Source organism: Selenomonas sp. GACV-9 (assembly GCA_900116485.1).
In the GTDB taxonomy this organism is placed as follows: domain Bacteria; phylum Bacillota; class Negativicutes; order Selenomonadales; family Selenomonadaceae; genus Selenomonas_A; species Selenomonas_A ruminantium_G.
On the sequence record FPAX01000005.1, the window covers coordinates 1 to 16,847 of the forward strand.

Genomic DNA, 16,847 nt, shown 5'->3' on the forward strand with positions numbered 1-16,847 from the left:
CCAGCGCGGGTCATTTAGCGGAGCGGAGAAAAAGTGCCCCCCTCCTCACCCAAGCTGAGCTGTAGCAAGCTTATTGTAATCTCGTACTGACAGCCAAACTGCAATTTATCTATATCTTTTTGCATCCCGTCTCACAATTCACATATGCTTGACCGGTACCGGTCCACGCGAGAGCGCAATCGCTCCTGTGCGGGCAATCTCCAGGATCTCATACTCCGACAACACCTCGATGATGCCATCAATCTTGCTTTGCGAACCCGTAAGCTCAACGACTACATCCTCAGGGCCGACATCGACGATTTTCGCCCGGAAGATCTCAACGATGTTGATGATGTCGGCCCGATTCTTGCGGCCAGCCTTGACCTTGATCATGACCAGCTCACGCTCGATGGACTCCACCTTGCTGAGATTTACGATCTTGATGACGTCGATGAGCTTCGACAGCTGCGTGACGACCTGATCGAGCTCATTTTCCGACTCCACCGATACGACGATGTTGATGCGCGTTACCTCAGGTTCTTCCGTATAGCCAGCCGAAATGCTCTCGATGTTGAACGCCCGGCGGCTGATGAGCCCCGAAACATGCGTGAGTACACCAGGCTTGTTATCGACCAGGACGGCCAGCAGATATTTTTTCATCATCACTTACTCCCTCCCAGTACCATCTGATCCAAACGTTTGCCGCCCGGCACCATCGGCAGGACGTCCTCTTCCTCCGGAATCAGCACATCAATCAGTGCTGGGCCCTTTTCCGCCAGGATAGACGGAAGCTTCGCCTCCAGCTCAGCCTTCGTCGTCAGCCGATAGCCCTTGAGGCCCATGGCCTCAGCCAACTTGACAAAATCCGTCTTGCCCTTGAGCTCCGACTGGGAATAGTGATGGTTATAGAACAGCCGCTGCCACTGACCGACCATGCCGAGGATACAGTTGTGGACAATGACGACCTTGACATCGATATCGTTATCGGCAATCGTCGCAAACTCCTGACAATTCATCATGATACTGCCATCGCCAGTGAACAGCACGACCTTGCTGTCCGGCTTGCCAATCTTGGCCCCCATCGCGGCTGGCAGGCCATAGCCCATGGTTCCCTGGCCCCCCGAGGTCAGGAAATGGCGCGGCTTGTAGACATCGAAGAACTGAGCCGCCCACATCTGGTGTTGGCCCACATCGGTAACAGCAATCGTATCCTCATCGGAAAGCTCGCTGATTTTCCGAATCAATGCGCCAGGCTTGATAAGCTCACCGTCTTCCTTATAGCTGAACGGACGCTCACGGCTCATGTCGATCGCATGCTGCAGCCAGTCCGCATACTCAGCCGCAAAGGCCCTGCCCGTAACATTGAGCTTCTCATAAAAGAGCGGCAGCGACCAGCGCAGATCGCCGAGCACGCGATAATCTGCGGCAACATTCTTATTGACCTCCGCCTTATCGAGCTCGAAATGCACGACTTTCGCCTTTGGCGCAAACCCCGAGACCTTACCCGTGACACGGTCGCTGAAACGCATGCCGATACAGAGCAAGAGATCGCACTGCTGGATGGACATATTGGCTGCATAGGAGCCATGCATGCCTGCAAAGCCCAAGAATCCCTTGCTGTCTGCCGGCACTGCGCCCAATCCCAAAAGGGTCGTCGTCACCGGCACGCCAAGCAGCTTGGCGAGCTTGCGCACTTCCTCTGACATCCCTGAGCCTATGACACCACCGCCGACAAACAGCAGCGGGCGCTCCGCCTGCTTGACTGCCTCGACCACAGCATCGATTTCAGCCGCATCCCCTGTGTATTCCCCCGAATAACCGCGCAGATACACTGACTCAGGATATTCGTAGTCAAACTTCGTATCGAATACATCCTTGGCCACATCGATGACCACTGGCCCCGGACGGCCCGTGCGGGCAATGAAGAATGCCTCCTTGAGGACACGCGGCAGTTCCGTTACATCCTTGACCAGATAATTATGCTTTGTAATCGGCGTCGTAATGCCAAAGATATCAGCCTCCTGGAAAGAATCCTTGCCGATATAGGGATTGGCCACCTGTCCCGTGATGCAGACCAGCGGCACGGAATCCGTGCAGGCAGTAGCAATACCAGTAATAAGATTCGTTGCGCCCGGCCCCGAAGTAGCAAAGACAACGCCGACCTTCCCCGTAGCCCGGGCATAACCATCAGCCGCATGGACAGCGCCCTGCTCATGACGCGTAAGCACATGCGGGAATTTCATCTTATAGACTGCATCATAAAGGGTCAGCACAGCACCGCCCGGATAGCCGAAGACGACGTCCACCCCTTCTCTTTTCAGGCTCTCCAAAACAGCCTGAGCACCATTCATCAACACACGAAAGCCCCCTCTGTCGTTTGTTTACAAAGCACAGCATTGTTCTGATATATTATACACTATTTGTATACATTATTACAACCAGAAAATACATATTTAACAACTCTCGTCTCCTATCGAGTCAAAAGTGATGATCGCTGGCCAATACCAGCACACGGATCTCAGCCGCACCTGCCCGCTCAAGCTCCTGACAGCAAGCAGCCAGCGTAGCACCTGTCGTCAGGATGTCGTCGATGAGCAGTACCCGCTTGTCTGCCACAGCCGCAGCAGCACATACGGCAAACGCTCCTTTGAGGTTTGTCCGTCGTTCCTCCAGTGTCAGCTGATACATAGGCTGCGTTGACCGTACCCGCTGCAGTGCACGTACCATACTGACACCATGTTCCTGCAGCCACTCCCCGAAGATGAGCTCCGCCTGGTTGAATCCCCGCTGACGCTCGCGGCTCACATGCAAAGGGACTGGCACGGCTATCTCACACCATGCCAATAGGGCTGCGATTCCCTCATCTTTCGCCGCTGTAGATAGCAATCGGCGGATATACGGCAATGCACTCCGCTGCTGCCGATACTTCAGCCGGCGTATCAGTTCCCGCGTACCGCCCCTATATACGCTAAGCGCCCATGCATTGCCAAGAATTGGCTGCATGGGCGCTGAAACTGGCAGCCGCATTGGCTGACAAGCCTGACGGAGACACTGCTCACACCAGTCTCCCTTATTCTGAACGTATTTATGACAAAGCGGGCAGCGTGCCGGGAAGAGAAAATCCCACAAGGCTTGAAACATATCAATCACCCTATCCATTCCTCTGTCAATGACGCTGAAAGAATCTCCGCTTGGGACGCTTATGATCCCATACCATGACGGCCTCGAGTACCGAACCAGCAATACAGCGCGCCTTATCCGAAATCGTGAAGCACTCCTCCTGCCCCATCGTCGGATGGATGTCAGCCACCTTCTGTCCCTTGCGCACGCGCGAACCACCATGCAACGCACCGCGCAGGACACCATCGATTGTTGCCTTGAGCTCAATGACTTTCCCATCATCCGTATGCAGATGCGCCAGCGATTCTCCCTGCTTGACCATCAGCGAAATGCTGCGCAGCATTTCCAGGCGGCCATTTTCCGGCGCAAATATCAGATGCTCGACATTCTGGCTCACACCCACCGTCGCATTTTCAAGATTCTGGTCTTTGGAGGAAAAGCCCTCATAGATCAAGCGGCCCAGATTATGACCACGCCCAGTCTCGACCACGACGTCCACGTCACGTCCGGCACAGAACCCCGGCCCGAGTGCTACCGTATGCTCGGCCATGTCGCGCTTTGTTCCCCGATTCTCATGTGCTACCATGGCGTCGACGAGCACCTGCGGCTTGAGTTCCCGCACACATTTGGCCTCAGGGTCCTCAAGCATCACCAGCTGACCTGCCTTCAAGCGCTTTTTCGCATCCTCAATATCTTTCGCGCGATAACAAGTGATGCGCTCCACCGTAGCCTCATCGCGGTACATCGCCTCCGAGAATGCGACGCGCCGACGCGTTGCCGTCGGCTCTGCCTGCTCCAGCACCAGCACGCGGAATCCCGTACGATAGAGCGCATGGATAACGCCACTGGCAATCTCGCCGCCGCCACGTACGATTATGAGATGTTTCATTGCCTTGCTCCCTTTCATTCTGTTCTACATCTTCTCTATTATACTATATCTGCATAGAAGCGCGTCTTATTTTTTTACAAAAAAATATTACATCTTTTGCCAAAAGTATTGCAATCGTCTGAAAAATATGTTAATATAAAGGCGTAAAGAGGAGATAGATAAGCAAACCAGCAGGAAAGTAGTCCTGGAGGTCGAAATCTTACAAGGTGTTTATCCAGCCGAAACAGGCTCTCTTCAAGAACAACCATATCTGTCTAACGTGAAAGGATGTGAGTGTTTATTGAAGATATCACGCAGTTGCCTTTTATTTCGGACTGACTAGCAAGTGCAAAGGTGAAGAAAACGATTATCCTCAGGACGGAAGCGAGACGTAATGATGGTCGGGTGGCCGCCAGTCGTACTCAGAGTCTGAGGAAGTTGGGAGCACATCGTCAGTGGCACGAAATAAGAAGAGTGACTATCCCGGGTAAATCTTTACGAATCATCTGGAAAACCGTCGAAACTTTAGGTACCCTATCGTTATCGATAACGGCGAGATGACTAACAAGAACGTGTACATGAACCATGGTGTATGCACATTGTTTCAGCTGAACGTCTACATACGTAGTTAACAAAGTGCGCAGCCTTCCTGCTCGAGAGGGAATGTTGCAGACAAATGAATAAGAAGGATCACAAATATCTATGGTTATCAAGAGATAAAGCCGGTTCACATGAAAATGGAACCGGCTTTTGTTATGCCTGAAATCATATATCAGCTGTCTTCATATTCACGTACACGCAAGGTAAGGCCGCGGCTGTCGCAGATTTCCTGGCAACGGGCAATCTCCTCCGGTCCCTCCACCTTATCGACAATGGTCAGCACGACATTGGGCACGTATTTCTTGCTATGCTCGGCAAAATCCAGCATCGCCTCATACGACTTGATGCCGTATTTCGCCCGGGTGAGCTCATAATAGCGCTCAGCGTTCGAGGCATTCAGGCTGATGGAAATCGTGTCGAGGACACCGGCAAAATCGGCCGCAATCTCACGGCCATATTCGAGATCCCCGAGACCATTCGTGTTGAGGCGCGTCGGCAGCTCAGGATGGATTTTCTTCACATAATGCAAAAGCTCTACCAATATCTCTAGCTCCATGGTCGGTTCGCCGAATCCACAGAATACTACTTCCTTGATGTATTCCCAGGGAGCAGCATCAAGTGCCGCCTTGAATTCCGCAAGCGTCGGCTTTTCCTTGAGCCACAGCGAGGACTCCTCGGCCATCTTCTTCATATTGCGCAGACAGAATGTGCAAGCGCAGTTGCACGCATTCGTGACGTTCACATAGAGATTGCGCTTTCCCTCCGGCTGCAGCCGCAGACTGTCAGCAAACGTCATATACTTGCCCCCCGCATGGGTTGCATATACCAGCATATCACTTCAGCTCCCTTAGATATTCTTCAAATGGCAAGCCATAGTTCCACGGCAGGTTGAGCTCCACCGCATACTTCAGGCACTTGCTGATGAAATCAGCAGCCTTGCCTACCGCCTGATCAAGGCTCTCGCCATTGATCAAGCTGCCAGCCACGATAGCAGCAAAGGCATCGCCTGAGCCTGACCGGTCGCCGCCGATCTTCTCCACCTCAAGCACGCTGCCCCGGCCAGCCTCATAGATGAAGTTGCGGATAGTCTCGCCCTCGCTGAGCCCCGTGATGATGACCTGCGACGGCCCCTGATCGGCGAGTGCGCCCGCCATATACTCAAGCTCCTGATTGGATACCTTGCCATCAGCCGGATAAGGTATCCCGAGCAGCTGACAGGCCTCGGTGAGGTTTGGCGTCACGAGGTTGGCATAAGTCAAAAGCTTGCGCATCTCCTCACACATCTCCTGCGTATAGGAGCTATAGAGCTTGCCATAGTCCCCCATGACCGGATCGACCATGACGCGGGTAGCCGGCTGCTTGAACCGGCGGATGAAATCAGCCACGATCTCGATCTGATGCACCGATCCCAAAAAACCCGTGCAAATACCATCAAAGGACAGCTGGTTTTTCTCCCAGCTGTCCATGTACGGCCGCATGCGGTCTGTATAATCATCCAGATAGTGATTGGGAAAGCCAGTATGAACGGACAGGATAGCCGTCGGCAAAGGACATGCCTGTATCTTCATGACCGATAGCAGCGGCAGCTCAACAGCTACCGAGCAGCGGCCGAATCCCGTGATATCATTGACCAATGCAACGCGCTTCTGATGTTTCAACGGCTTAGCTCCCTTCCCCAGTTACCGCCTCAGCGGTTATCAACTTTCTCCATGGCTGTGAGGTCATGCTCCTCAAACCGATGCCAGGCCAGCTGTTCGTATTTCGTCCCCGGCCGACCATAATTTGCATACGGGTCGATAGAGATGCCGCCACGCGGCAGGAACTTGCCCCAGACCTCGATGTACTTCGGATCCATCAGTTTGATGAGATCCTTCATGATCACATTGACAACATCCTCATGGAAATCGCCATGATTGCGGAAGCTTACCAGATATAATTTCAACGATTTGCTTTCGACCATGCGCTCACCGGGTACATAACTGATGTAGATGGTCGCATAATCCGGCTGACCCGTAATCGGGCAAAGTGCCGTAAACTCCGGGCAATTGAACTTGACCCAATAATCATTCTCCGGATGTTTGTTCTGGAAAGTCTCCAGGATTTCCGGACAGTAATCATAATGATAGTTTACCTTCTTCTTGCCAAGAAGGGTAATCTCTTCGGCGTTCTTATCGCGTGACATTAATTCTTCTCCATATGTAAAAATTTCTCTTCAAAATTCTCGACGCTTTCAGGATGACCAAACAGGTAACCCTGAATGGAATCCGCCTGACACTCCTTCGTCAAGAGCTCATACTCCGCCTGCTCCTCGACGCCCTCGATACAGCATTTGATGCCAATGCTATGACAAAGTGCGACAACATACTTGACGAGCTGGCGGTCAAAGTCATTTTCCAGGATCTTCTTGACAAACTCACGGTCAATCTTGACGATATCGCAGGACAGGTACTTGAGCGAGGCCAGCGAGCTGTAACCTGTGCCAAAGTCATCCATCGCAATGGCCAGCCCCTGCTGACGGAATTCATCAAACTGCTTGTTGATGAAACTCCAGTCGGCAACGATCTTGCTTTCCGTGAGCTCCAGAATGATGGCTTCCGGCGGCATCTCATGACGCGCAAGGCACTCTGCTACGAACTTCTTGAACGACAGGTCCTTGACCTGTTCATAGCTCATGTTGATGCTGACGCGAAAATCAGGGATAACCTGACGCCAGCGCTTGCAGACCTTTACAGCCTCCTCAAAGATCCACTTGCCGACCGGAATGATCAGCTTAGTCTCTTCGAGGATAGGGATGAACTCCATCGGCGCCACCATGCGCCCCTTCGGATTTTTCCAGCGCAGCAGCGCCTCAGCGCCGATAATCTGCTGTTCCACAGCACTGACCTGCGGCTGGAAGAACAAGCTGAATCCCGTACAGCCATTTTCCACGCTTTCCCAGATGCTGTCGCGCATCGAGATTGAGCGCACCCAGCGATTGTATTCTTCCTTGCTGAACAGCACGTTGCGGTTCTTGCCTTCACGCTTAGCGATGTCCATAGCTGCCTCAGCATGCTTGTGGAGTACAAGATAGTCCTTGCCTGCCGTCGGATAGAATACCGTGCCCGACGAAGCCGTACAGAAATACTGATGCCCGTCAATATCCTGGGGACGCGACAGCGCACTCTGAACACTGGCAAAGATATCCCCGACCTCTTTCTCGCCAGCCCCCGGATAGATCACAGCAAACTGATCGCCATCCAATTTGAACAGCGTCAAGGCTGGCGGCAGTACATTGGCAATCAGCCGCGAAACCCGTTTGAGCACCTGGTCGCCTAGCAGACGATTGTAGGTTTCATTGACGATCTTGAAATTGTCGAGACCGAACACCATGATCGCTCCACCCACTCCAGTGGCACGGTATTCAGCCAATGCCAGCTTGACCGCATGCTCAAACTGGTACTTGTTCAGCAATCCAGTGATCTCATCCGCCTGATTGCGCTGTGCCATCCTCGACATCATGCCAACAAACATACTGGGACGGCCATCCCGATCCGTTCCAACCCGGCCACGGCAGCGGATCCATATATACTCACCTTTGCGGCTCTTCACACGATATTCCATCGCATGCTCCAGCACGCTCTGCGCCGCCTTGATGCCACGCAGCGAGGTCAGATAAGACTCGCGCTCCTCCGGATGAACCAGCGGACTCCAATACTTGTCGAAATCCTCCATGACCTCCCCCGGCAAGTCAAAATCCTGAACGAGGTTCGGAGAAACCATCACTATATTTTCCTGTAAATCCGTGAAAAAGAGATAATCCTCTGTCGTCTTTTTCAGCAAATCAAAGAAGAATTTAAAACGTTTCAAACATGGGCTTAATGGGACACGATTATTCTTTCTCATAATTATCATCCTAGCTGTAAGAATTGCACGTCTAGGGTCTACACCCAATATATACTTATCATATACCAAAATAGCAAAAAGAATCAAGTATTCTCGCGGGATAAATTGCCCAACAAGAAAAAACAAGCGAAAATAAGACATACAAAAGGACCTGCCCTTTAAGGGCAGGTCCTGGTACATTCCTAACAATTATTTGTTGAAAATGTTCTTGAGTGCCTGTTTGTTGACATCGCGGTTAAGCTGTGCGAGATACGTCGTCAGCTTGATGTTCTTCGGGCAAGCCTCGACACAGTTCTGGCTGTTGCCGCAGCTCGTGATACCGCCTTTTTCCATCAGGGCGTTCAGACGCGTCGGAGCATCGAACTTCCCGAGCGGATGGAGGTTGAAGAGGTATGCCTGTACCGTCGGGGACGGTCCGATGAAGTCGGACTGCGGACCAACGTTCGGGCAAGCCTCGAGGCAGCAACCGCAGGTCATGCAGTGCGAAATCTCGTAAGCCGTCTCAGCCGTATGCGGATTCTGGATAGGTGCATCTTTGACGTCCCAGGTACCATCGACCTCAATCCAGCCGTGGATACGTTTGAGGCTCTCAAACATAACGGAGCGATCGATTAGGAGGTCACGGATAACCGGGAACGTGCGTGCCGGAGCCAGGTGAATCGGCTGTTTGAGGTTATCTACCAGCGAGCAGCAAGCCTGGCGGGCTTTGCCGTTGATGACCATCATGCAAGCGCCGCAGACTTTCTCGAGGCAGTTGCACTCCCAGACAACCGGAGCGACTTTCTTGCCGTCAACGGTTACCGGATTTTTCTGGATTTCCATCAGGGCGGCAACGATGTTGAGGCCCGGACGATAATCTACTTCGAACTCCTGGGTATACGGCTTGTCATTCGGGCCGTCCTGGCGTTCGATAACGAGTCTGACTTTCTTCTGTTCTGCCATTCTATTTGTCCTCCCTCATTACTCTTTCTTAGCTACGGCGTAGTTGCGCAGACGCGGCTTGATGAGAGAATGTTCGAACTCGCGATAGGAAACCTCCGGCTCGCTGTTAGCAGCATCGAAGGAAACGACGGTCGTGTACATGAATTTCTCATCATCACGGCCAAAGAATACGAGGTCGTCATTGCCGTCATCCGTCATAGCGCGGCCCGTCTCAGCATCGAAATGATATGCGCCGGTCTTCTCATCGAAGGCCTTCTTCTTCGCATCATCCCACTGCTCATAGTCGGATTTGAGGACGATCTTCGCATGGGCACCACGGCTCTCGTCACGCAGCAATGCGGACTTCGTGATAGCCATTGCATAGATGATCATATTGCGGAGCTGACGGACGAACATAGCCTCCTGGTTTGCCCAGTTGCCATGATCCGTAACACCGATGTTATCCCAACGCTTGAGGAGCTCATGGAGTTCCTTCATGCACTGTTTGAGGCCATTGTTATCACGCTCAACCGATACATACTTGTACATGATATCGCCGAGCTCGTGATGCATCTGGTGCGCGTTCTCCGGACCGTTCATGTTGCGGATACGGTCGAATTCCTCTACGCACTCTTTGCGAGCTGCCTCGAGCTCTGCCTCCGTGAGGGCATCGCCGAGCTTGCCGCTGCGGGCAAGCCGCAGGGACTCTGGGCCGGAAATCGTACCGGAGTACGTTGCCGACAGCAGCGAGTTTGCACCGAGACGGTTTGCACCATGATACTGGTAGTCGCACTCGCCGGATGCCATGAGGCCCGGGATGTTCGTATGATGCTCACGGTCAACCCAGATGCCGCCCATAGAATAATGGATGGACGGGAAGATTTCCATCGGAACCTTGCGCGGGTCTTTACCTACGAAATCATCATACATCTCGAGGATACCGCCGAGTTTGCGCTCGAGGTAATCAGCCGGGATATGGGAAAGGTCGAGGTATACGCGATTCGGGTTCTGCATGCCGAGGCCCATATGGACAACGACTTTGTAGATAGCACGGGAAGCAACGTCACGCGGTACGAGGTTGCCGTATGCCGGATACATATCCTCGAGGAAGTACCAACGCTCTTTCTCGTGGGTCTCCGGATTCTCGCGGTAAACCCATACGCGGCCACCCTCACCACGGCAGGCCTCAGACATCAGACGGTTCTTGTCCGAGCCCGGGATTGCCGTCGGATGGATCTGCAGGAACTCTGGGTTGCCGATCTCAGCCCCCTGCTGGTAAACAGCGGAAACTGCCGAACCGTTGCAGATCGTCGAAGCCGTGCAGCGGCCATATACCTGGCCAGGGCCACCCGTTGCCAGGATGACAACATCAGCCGGGAACGAAACGATCTCGTTGGAGTTCATGTTCTGAGCTACGATACCACGGCAGATACCGTCTTTGTTCTTGATGATCTTGATGAATTCCCAGAACTCGTATTTCTTTACGCCACCCTTGACTTCCCAGCGGCGAACCTGCTCATCGAGAGCATAGAGGAGCTGCTGTCCCGTCGTGGAGCCGGCGAATACCGTACGTTTATTCTTCTGGCCACCGAAGTTACGGAGGTCAAGGACGCCTTCAGCTGTACGCGTGAACGGTACGCCCATGCGGTCAAACATCTTGACGAGTTTCGGAGCTGCCTCGACCATGCCCTTTACAGCCAGCTGGTCAGCCAGGAAGTCACCGCCGTATACGGTATCATCAAAATGCTCATAGATGGAATCATGCTCGCCCTTCGTATCCATGCAGGCGTTCATGCCGCCCTGTGCGCACAAGGAATGGGAGCGTTTTACCGGGCAGTAAGAGAACAGGTCTACTTTACCGCCGCCTTCGCAGATCTTCAGCGCAGCCATGAGGCCGGAGAGGCCGCCGCCTACGACAATAATCTTATTTTCAGGTTTATTAGCCATTGATTTTCTCCTTTACTTTGCGATACTTCACTTACATTACGAAGTAGCTGCCCATGAATACCAGCGTAACCAGGCAGAGAAGAGCGCAGAGACCCATGCTGCAGAGACTGATGACGTTCTGGATGCGCGGGCCCTTAGCGATACCCCAGGTCATGCAGAAGGTCGTGATACCATTGCAGAAATGGAAGATAGCTGCAAACATGCCAAGGATATACAGCAGAGCATAAATCGGATGGCCGACAAAGTAGCTCTGAAGGAGTTCATAGGAAATCGGCGTGCCGCTGATGCCCTTCGTGAAGACGCGGAGATAGAATACGTGCCATACGAGGAATACAACGAGGAACCATGCCGTCCAGCGCTGGAGCGCGAACTGCCAGTTGCGGATGTAACCGAAACGGCCCGGGTTGTTGTTTGCCTGCAGGGCAATGTAAACACCGTAGATAGCATGGAACAGGAGCGGAACAGCGATGCCGAATACCTCAAGGCCGAGGAAGATTGGTTTCGGGATGAGCTCCATCATAGCGAGTGCACCATTAAGTGCCGGAGCGCCGCCGAGGGCCATCGAGTTGGTGAAGATATGCTCAAAGAGAACGATACCGAGCACCAGGAGACCCACTAAAGAATGCAAACGACGCAGATAAAAAGTTGTGTGGAACATTCTATACCTCCTAAAATAATACCTTTACCTCTATCAGTAGCCTTTCAGCGTACGATACTTAGCCTGGTTCGTCTCGTAGAGGTTGTTACCCTCACAATCGATGACAACGATAGCCGGGAAATCCTCAACCGTAAGAGCAGCTACAGCCTCCGGGCCGAGCTCCGGATAAGCGAGGACTTCATACTTCTTGACGGATTTTGCGATCAAGGCAGCAGCACCGCCAACAGCAGCAAAATACGTTACACCGTTCTTCTTCATGGACTCGACAACAGCAGCCGAACGGGAGCCTTTGCCGATCATGCCCTTGATGCCCTGATCGAGCATCGTCGGCGTATAAGCATCCATACGGCCGGAAGTCGTCGGGCCGCAGGAGCCAATCGGATCACCCGGTTTTGCCGGCGTCGGTCCGAGATAATAAACCATCTGATCCTTCCAATCAACCGGCAGTTCCTCGCCACGTGCCAGCGCCTCAGTCATAGCCTTATGCGCAGCATCACGGGCAGCGATGATCGTACCGCTGATAAGGACCGCATCGCCGACATGCAGCTTGCGGGACATCTCTTCCGTAAACGGAGTCTGGATTTTAATTGGTTCTGCCATTTTTATTTCCTCCTATCCTCAAATCAAAGCGTACGCGATGCATGGCGCATAGCATGGCAGCAGATCGTTACAGCGACCGGCAGACCTGCGATATGCGTCGGGCCCCACTCGACATTGACGGCGAGTGCAGAGGTCGTACCGCCAAGCTGCGGTCCAATACCCGTCTGATTGATGAGTTCCAGGAGTTCGCCCTCGAGTTTTGCGTATTCCGGCATCGGATTGCGCTCGTCGATAGAGCGGGTCAGAGCCTTCTTGGAAAGGAGTGCAGCACGATCCATAGTGCCGCCGATACCTACGCCGACAACCATCGGCGGGCACGGATTCATGCTGGCATGCAGGATGATGTCCATGACAGCTTTCTTCACACCTTCAACGCCATCAGCCGGAACCAGCATCTTGACGCCGGATTTGTTTTCCGAACCGAAGCCTTTCGGTGCGACCGTAATCTTAAGCTTATCGCCCGGCACGATTTTCGTGTAGATGACGCCCGGCGTGTTGTCCTTCGTGTTGACACGATTGAACAACGGCTCAGCAACGACAGATTTGCGCAGATAACCTTCCGTATAGCCTTTGGCAATACCGGCATTGATGGCATCTTCAAGCAGGCCGCCCGTGATATGCAGATCCTGGCCGACTTCAAGGAATACGATCGTCATACCAGTATCCTGGCAGTACGGGCGATCCTCAGCACGTGCAATCTCAGCATTCTTGATAATCTGGTCAAGAACGTTCTGACCGACCGGAGATTTCTCCGTCTCACGGCCGCGTTTCAGGCCTTCGTAAACGTCCTTTGGCAGATAATAAGCTGCCTCTTTGCACATCTGTGCTACGGTTTCCGTGATTTGTTTTGCATCAATTTCTCGCAAAGTAATCCCTCCCATAAATACAACTTATCACACATCTGTGGGTTCATCATAGCACATTTTTTCGCCCCTTTCAAGCGAAAGGAAAAGTGCCGCAACCCCGCATAAATAGTGAACCCAGTTCACTTTTTACCCCAATTCCCATGGAGACGCGCGTGACAACTATCACATCAATTAGTATATTAGCGATTTACGGAAAAATTCCTGCTGTAAATTTTATTTTCGTAAAAAAAAAATTTGTTTTTTTTATTGCTGGTTTATTGCAGAATTTAAAATATTTATATCCGTATAATTTTTACAACCGGCTCGCAATCCGGCAGCAAATCTGCCACCATGAACGAGCCTTTGGACGCATCACGCGGACGAGCTATGCTTCCCGGATTGAGCACCATGACCCCGCCTGGCTGGATATCCGCAACATGCGTATGACCATATATGGCAATATCTGCCTGCTGCGCTTCCGCCACCTGCACCAGCATTTCCGTAGAGAACTGCACGCCATAGAGATGACCATGCGTCAGCAGGATTCGGTGTCCCCCGGCTTCCGTTACAATAGCGTCTTTAAGAGTCGTATACGGCCAATCATTGTTGCCAGCCACTTTGGCCACCGGCAGCTGCGTGATCATGGCCAGATATTCTGCATCCATGGCAATGTCGCCAGCAAAGAACCAACCCTCGACATCCTGGGCTGCCGGATGAGCCAGCATCTGATCCAAGGCATTCGTATCCCCATGGCTGTCACTTACGATTCCGATCTTCATTTCAGTCTTGCCTCCAGCTCACGGGATAATGCCTTGAGGGCCTTGCCACGGTGGCTGATCCGCTGCTTTTCCTCCAGCGTGAGCTCTGCCATCGTGCGGCCTGGGTACTCCTGCGGATAGAAATAGGGATCATAGCCAAAGCCATTTTCCCCTTTCGGAGCAAGCTTTATCTGACCGTCACAGCGCCCATCAGCTGCCAGCTCCATGCCATCCAAGCCCACAAAAGCAATCGCGCAGCGATAATCAGCGGCCGACTCGCTGACGCCCAGGCGCTGCAGTTCCTCAACCATTTTGGCATTGTTCGTCGCATCATCGGCATGGAAGCCGGCAAAACGAGCCGAATGGATGCCTGGCGCACCCCCCAGCACCTCAATCTCCAGCCCTGAGTCATCAGCAATGCAGGCGCAACCCGTCTGCTGCCGGTAAAATGCCGCCTTGATACGGGCATTTTCGGCAAAGGTCTTGCCATCCTCGACAGCATCGGGCAGCTGCCCGAACTCCGCCAGCGAAACTACTTCAACGGGCAATGCACTGAGGGCTGCTGCCATCTCACGCACCTTGCCCGGATTCTTGGTTGCGATCACGATTTTCTGCATGGATTTCCTCCCGAACTCTTTATCCTTCACGGCCGACCAACCAGACCAGCTGACCGCCAAGCACATCCTTCTGGTACGAGATCAGCTCACGGCAGCCCTTTTCCCCAAGACTCAGCAACGAGCCAAGCTCCTCATGGGAAAAGGGGCGCCCCTCGCCAGTGCCCTGTACCTCGACGAATTTTCCCTCGCCAGTCATGACGACATTCATATCGACGATAGCCTGGGAATCCTCTTCGTAGCAGAGGTCAAGCAACGGCTCGTTCTCGTGGCTGATGCCGACGCTGATTGCCGAGACGAAGTCCTTGACGGGAAAGACATTGCCCTTCTCGTAAAATGTTGCGCAAGCCTCGACCAAAGCGACAAAAGCCCCCGTGATTGATGCTGTACGCGTGCCGCCATCGGCCTGGATCACGTCGCAGTCAATCATGATGGTGCGCTCGCCAATGGCCTTCGTATCGACCACTGAGCGCAGGCTGCGGCCAATCAGGCGCTCGATTTCCTGGGTGCGCCCCGACTGCTTGCCGCGCACAGCCTCTCGCTGGGTGCGCGTGCCGGTAGCACTCGGCAGCAGCGAATACTCGGCAGTGATCCAGCCTTCCCCTGTTCCCTTGAGGAAGAACGGTACCCGATCCTCAATCGTCGCAGCACAGATGACTTTCGTATTGCCCATCTCGATGAGCACCGAACCGGCCGGATACTTCTGGAAATGGCGATGTATCGTGTAAGGACGGAGCTGGTCTGCGCTCCGCCGATCTGTTCTTGGCATGATATCCCTCCTGTTAAAAAAACCTCCCCCTGCGGGGAGGTTCTTCATCTTCAGTTCTTTTCCTGATACTGGCGATAGTTCTTGATGATGCAGATTGGCGTCTTCTGGGAAGCATTGCCAAACGGATTATCAATCAACAGCTGTGCAGCCTTCGGACCGTCAACCTTGTCCGTGACGCCGACCACACGCGAGCGTTTGAGGTCATTGACGTCAGCAATCATCGCACCGAAGCAGCCGAGACGCTGCTGAATCTTCTTGACGACCTCATTCGGCTCACCCGGGCCATAAACGATGCATTTATCGAACGGCGGCATCGTGCCCGTAACGTCATCGATCATAGCCGTCTCCTTACCGCCCCAGACATAGAACATGCCCGACTTGCCAAAGATCTTAGCGATAAAGCCAGCAAACAGTGCAAAGGCCACGCGCCACTTGCCCTCAACATTCATCAGCGACTGCATGCCATGAGGCGATGCCAGCGAACCATAGTCCGGAATGAAGCGGCAGCAGAACTGCGCTACCTTGCTGATCTTGAGGTCTTCTGGGCGTACATATCGGCCCTGGGTGATGGCTACTACACTCTCTGCGCAGCAGAGCAGGTCATTTTCGCCAATCTTATCTTTCGTGTAACGCTCAATCGCGTCAACGATATCGTCCTTTTCCGTCAGGATGCGCGTCGGCACCGGGATAAGTTCTAATTCTTCTGCCATTGTTTCGCTGCCTCCTCAGTCTTCTGCCAGCTGAACATTTGCCAGCTTAGCGATCTCTTCTGCCGTAAATACCAAACGGATCTTGCGGTAATGCCATGGCGTACGGCCCGTTTCCATCCAGATGAAATCAACCGGCAGGTCCACCATATGGGAAAGGGCCTCCTTGAGGCTCATGCCCTTGCGCGGGGTCAGCTCGACCTTGGCATAGATATTGAGCTTATCCTCGCCATGCGCATCGCCCTTTTTCTGGATCAGGACAGCCTCGAAGTACTCGTCCTCACGCGGCTCGCCCTCGCGCTCAGCAATTCCCTTGACAGCAATGCCGTCATACTGCTCATAGGGCAGCTGGACATGGTTGATGGCGTCCATGATGGTGGCACACTGTTTGCCCTCATTATAGAAGTTCAGCTTTTTCGAAAGCACGATGCTGTTTTCGTCCTGGGACTCAACAACGACCGGAGCACTCGTATCCACACGAATGTCCTCCTTACCTGCCGCAGCGAGGTAAAGGTTAGCAGCCACAACGGCCAGTACAATCAGTCCAACAATAACGTATACGATTGTCACAATGATTCC

18 protein-coding genes are annotated in these 16,847 nt (G+C 53.1%); all 18 read right to left on the minus strand.

What is annotated here, in order from left to right; translation table 11 throughout:
• Positions 1-138: 138 nt before the first annotated feature.
• Positions 139-639, minus strand: coding sequence for an acetolactate synthase small subunit (gene ilvN / locus BM322_RS06045; RefSeq protein WP_075429171.1), 501 nt, complete (start codon positions 637-639; stop codon positions 139-141).
• A 2-nt stretch (positions 640-641) separates the two neighbouring features.
• Positions 642-2,330 carry a biosynthetic-type acetolactate synthase large subunit gene (gene ilvB, locus BM322_RS06050; RefSeq protein ID WP_082334404.1) on the minus strand — a complete coding sequence of 563 codons (1,689 nt, stop codon included), beginning with the start codon at positions 2,328-2,330 and terminating at the stop codon, positions 642-644.
• Positions 2,331-2,457: 127 nt separating this feature from the next.
• Entirely contained in the window at positions 2,458-3,120 is a 663-nt protein-coding gene (locus BM322_RS06055) for a phosphoribosyltransferase family protein (protein ID WP_075429172.1), read from the minus strand.
• Positions 3,121-3,145: 25 nt separating this feature from the next.
• A complete protein-coding gene (yqeB, locus tag BM322_RS06060) occupies positions 3,146-3,988 on the minus strand; it encodes a selenium-dependent molybdenum cofactor biosynthesis protein YqeB (RefSeq protein WP_075429173.1) in 843 nt (280 codons plus the stop codon).
• 751 nt (positions 3,989-4,739) lie between these two features.
• A complete protein-coding gene (locus BM322_RS06065; RefSeq protein WP_075429019.1) occupies positions 4,740-5,399 on the minus strand; it encodes a TatD family nuclease-associated radical SAM protein in 660 nt (219 codons plus the stop codon).
• Position 5,400: 1 nt separating this feature from the next.
• Complete coding sequence (locus BM322_RS06070) at positions 5,401-6,225, minus strand: pyridoxamine kinase (RefSeq protein WP_075429020.1); 825 nt, start codon at positions 6,223-6,225, stop codon at positions 5,401-5,403.
• 29 nt (positions 6,226-6,254) lie between these two features.
• Positions 6,255-6,749, minus strand: coding sequence for a preQ(1) synthase (gene queF, locus BM322_RS06075; RefSeq protein WP_075429021.1), 495 nt, complete (start codon positions 6,747-6,749; stop codon positions 6,255-6,257).
• Positions 6,749-8,449 carry a GGDEF and EAL domain-containing protein gene (locus tag BM322_RS06080; RefSeq protein ID WP_075429022.1) on the minus strand — a complete coding sequence of 567 codons (1,701 nt, stop codon included), beginning with the start codon at positions 8,447-8,449 and terminating at the stop codon, positions 6,749-6,751. Before BM322_RS06080 ends, queF begins: the two co-directional genes overlap by 1 nt.
• Before the next feature lie 189 nt (positions 8,450-8,638).
• On the minus strand, positions 8,639-9,391 hold the full coding sequence (gene sdhB, locus BM322_RS06085) for a succinate dehydrogenase iron-sulfur subunit (protein ID WP_075429023.1): 753 nt from the start codon (positions 9,389-9,391) through the stop codon (positions 8,639-8,641).
• An 18-nt stretch (positions 9,392-9,409) separates the two neighbouring features.
• Complete coding sequence (gene sdhA / locus BM322_RS06090) at positions 9,410-11,317, minus strand: succinate dehydrogenase flavoprotein subunit (RefSeq protein WP_075429024.1); 1,908 nt, start codon at positions 11,315-11,317, stop codon at positions 9,410-9,412.
• A gap of 31 nt (positions 11,318-11,348) precedes the next feature.
• On the minus strand, positions 11,349-11,975 hold the full coding sequence (locus BM322_RS06095; protein WP_075429025.1) for a succinate dehydrogenase: 627 nt from the start codon (positions 11,973-11,975) through the stop codon (positions 11,349-11,351).
• A gap of 33 nt (positions 11,976-12,008) precedes the next feature.
• Positions 12,009-12,575, minus strand: coding sequence for a Fe-S-containing hydro-lyase (locus BM322_RS06100; RefSeq protein ID WP_075429026.1), 567 nt, complete (start codon positions 12,573-12,575; stop codon positions 12,009-12,011).
• Between the two features lie 23 nt (positions 12,576-12,598).
• Positions 12,599-13,441 carry a fumarate hydratase gene (locus BM322_RS06105; protein WP_075429027.1) on the minus strand — a complete coding sequence of 281 codons (843 nt, stop codon included), beginning with the start codon at positions 13,439-13,441 and terminating at the stop codon, positions 12,599-12,601.
• Between the two features lie 275 nt (positions 13,442-13,716).
• A complete protein-coding gene (locus tag BM322_RS06110; RefSeq protein ID WP_075429028.1) occupies positions 13,717-14,199 on the minus strand; it encodes a metallophosphoesterase in 483 nt (160 codons plus the stop codon).
• Entirely contained in the window at positions 14,196-14,795 is a 600-nt protein-coding gene (gene rdgB, locus BM322_RS06115; RefSeq protein ID WP_075429029.1) for an RdgB/HAM1 family non-canonical purine NTP pyrophosphatase, read from the minus strand. The genes BM322_RS06110 and rdgB overlap by 4 nt, the downstream gene beginning before the upstream one ends.
• Before the next feature lie 19 nt (positions 14,796-14,814).
• Positions 14,815-15,561, minus strand: coding sequence for a ribonuclease PH (rph, locus tag BM322_RS06120; protein ID WP_075429030.1), 747 nt, complete (start codon positions 15,559-15,561; stop codon positions 14,815-14,817).
• A gap of 50 nt (positions 15,562-15,611) precedes the next feature.
• Complete coding sequence (locus BM322_RS06125; RefSeq protein ID WP_075429031.1) at positions 15,612-16,271, minus strand: coenzyme F420-0:L-glutamate ligase; 660 nt, start codon at positions 16,269-16,271, stop codon at positions 15,612-15,614.
• A gap of 15 nt (positions 16,272-16,286) precedes the next feature.
• Complete coding sequence (locus BM322_RS06130) at positions 16,287-16,838, minus strand: hypothetical protein (RefSeq protein WP_075429032.1); 552 nt, start codon at positions 16,836-16,838, stop codon at positions 16,287-16,289.
• Between the last annotated feature and the right edge of the window lie 9 nt (positions 16,839-16,847).

What these genes read in the sequence shown, in the direction of transcription:
- ilvN (WP_075429171.1), bottom strand. Translation starts at nt 639, where the DNA reads ATGAAAAAATATCTGCTGGCCGTCCTGGTCGATAACAAGCCTGGTGTA.
- ilvB (WP_082334404.1), bottom strand. Translation starts at nt 2,330, where the DNA reads ATGAATGGTGCTCAGGCTGTTTTGGAGAGCCTGAAAAGAGAAGGGGTG.
- BM322_RS06055 (WP_075429172.1), bottom strand. Translation starts at nt 3,120, where the DNA reads ATGTTTCAAGCCTTGTGGGATTTTCTCTTCCCGGCACGCTGCCCGCTT.
- yqeB (WP_075429173.1), bottom strand. Translation starts at nt 3,988, where the DNA reads ATGAAACATCTCATAATCGTACGTGGCGGCGGCGAGATTGCCAGTGGC.
- BM322_RS06065 (WP_075429019.1), bottom strand. Translation starts at nt 5,399, where the DNA reads ATGCTGGTATATGCAACCCATGCGGGGGGCAAGTATATGACGTTTGCT.
- queF (WP_075429021.1), bottom strand. Translation starts at nt 6,749, where the DNA reads ATGTCACGCGATAAGAACGCCGAAGAGATTACCCTTCTTGGCAAGAAG.
- BM322_RS06080 (WP_075429022.1), bottom strand. Translation starts at nt 8,449, where the DNA reads ATGAGAAAGAATAATCGTGTCCCATTAAGCCCATGTTTGAAACGTTTT.
- sdhB (WP_075429023.1), bottom strand. Translation starts at nt 9,391, where the DNA reads ATGGCAGAACAGAAGAAAGTCAGACTCGTTATCGAACGCCAGGACGGC.
- sdhA (WP_075429024.1), bottom strand. Translation starts at nt 11,317, where the DNA reads ATGGCTAATAAACCTGAAAATAAGATTATTGTCGTAGGCGGCGGCCTC.
- BM322_RS06095 (WP_075429025.1), bottom strand. Translation starts at nt 11,975, where the DNA reads ATGTTCCACACAACTTTTTATCTGCGTCGTTTGCATTCTTTAGTGGGT.
- BM322_RS06100 (WP_075429026.1), bottom strand. Translation starts at nt 12,575, where the DNA reads ATGGCAGAACCAATTAAAATCCAGACTCCGTTTACGGAAGAGATGTCC.
- BM322_RS06110 (WP_075429028.1), bottom strand. Translation starts at nt 14,199, where the DNA reads ATGAAGATCGGAATCGTAAGTGACAGCCATGGGGATACGAATGCCTTG.
- rdgB (WP_075429029.1), bottom strand. Translation starts at nt 14,795, where the DNA reads ATGCAGAAAATCGTGATCGCAACCAAGAATCCGGGCAAGGTGCGTGAG.
- rph (WP_075429030.1), bottom strand. Translation starts at nt 15,561, where the DNA reads ATGCCAAGAACAGATCGGCGGAGCGCAGACCAGCTCCGTCCTTACACG.
- BM322_RS06125 (WP_075429031.1), bottom strand. Translation starts at nt 16,271, where the DNA reads ATGGCAGAAGAATTAGAACTTATCCCGGTGCCGACGCGCATCCTGACG.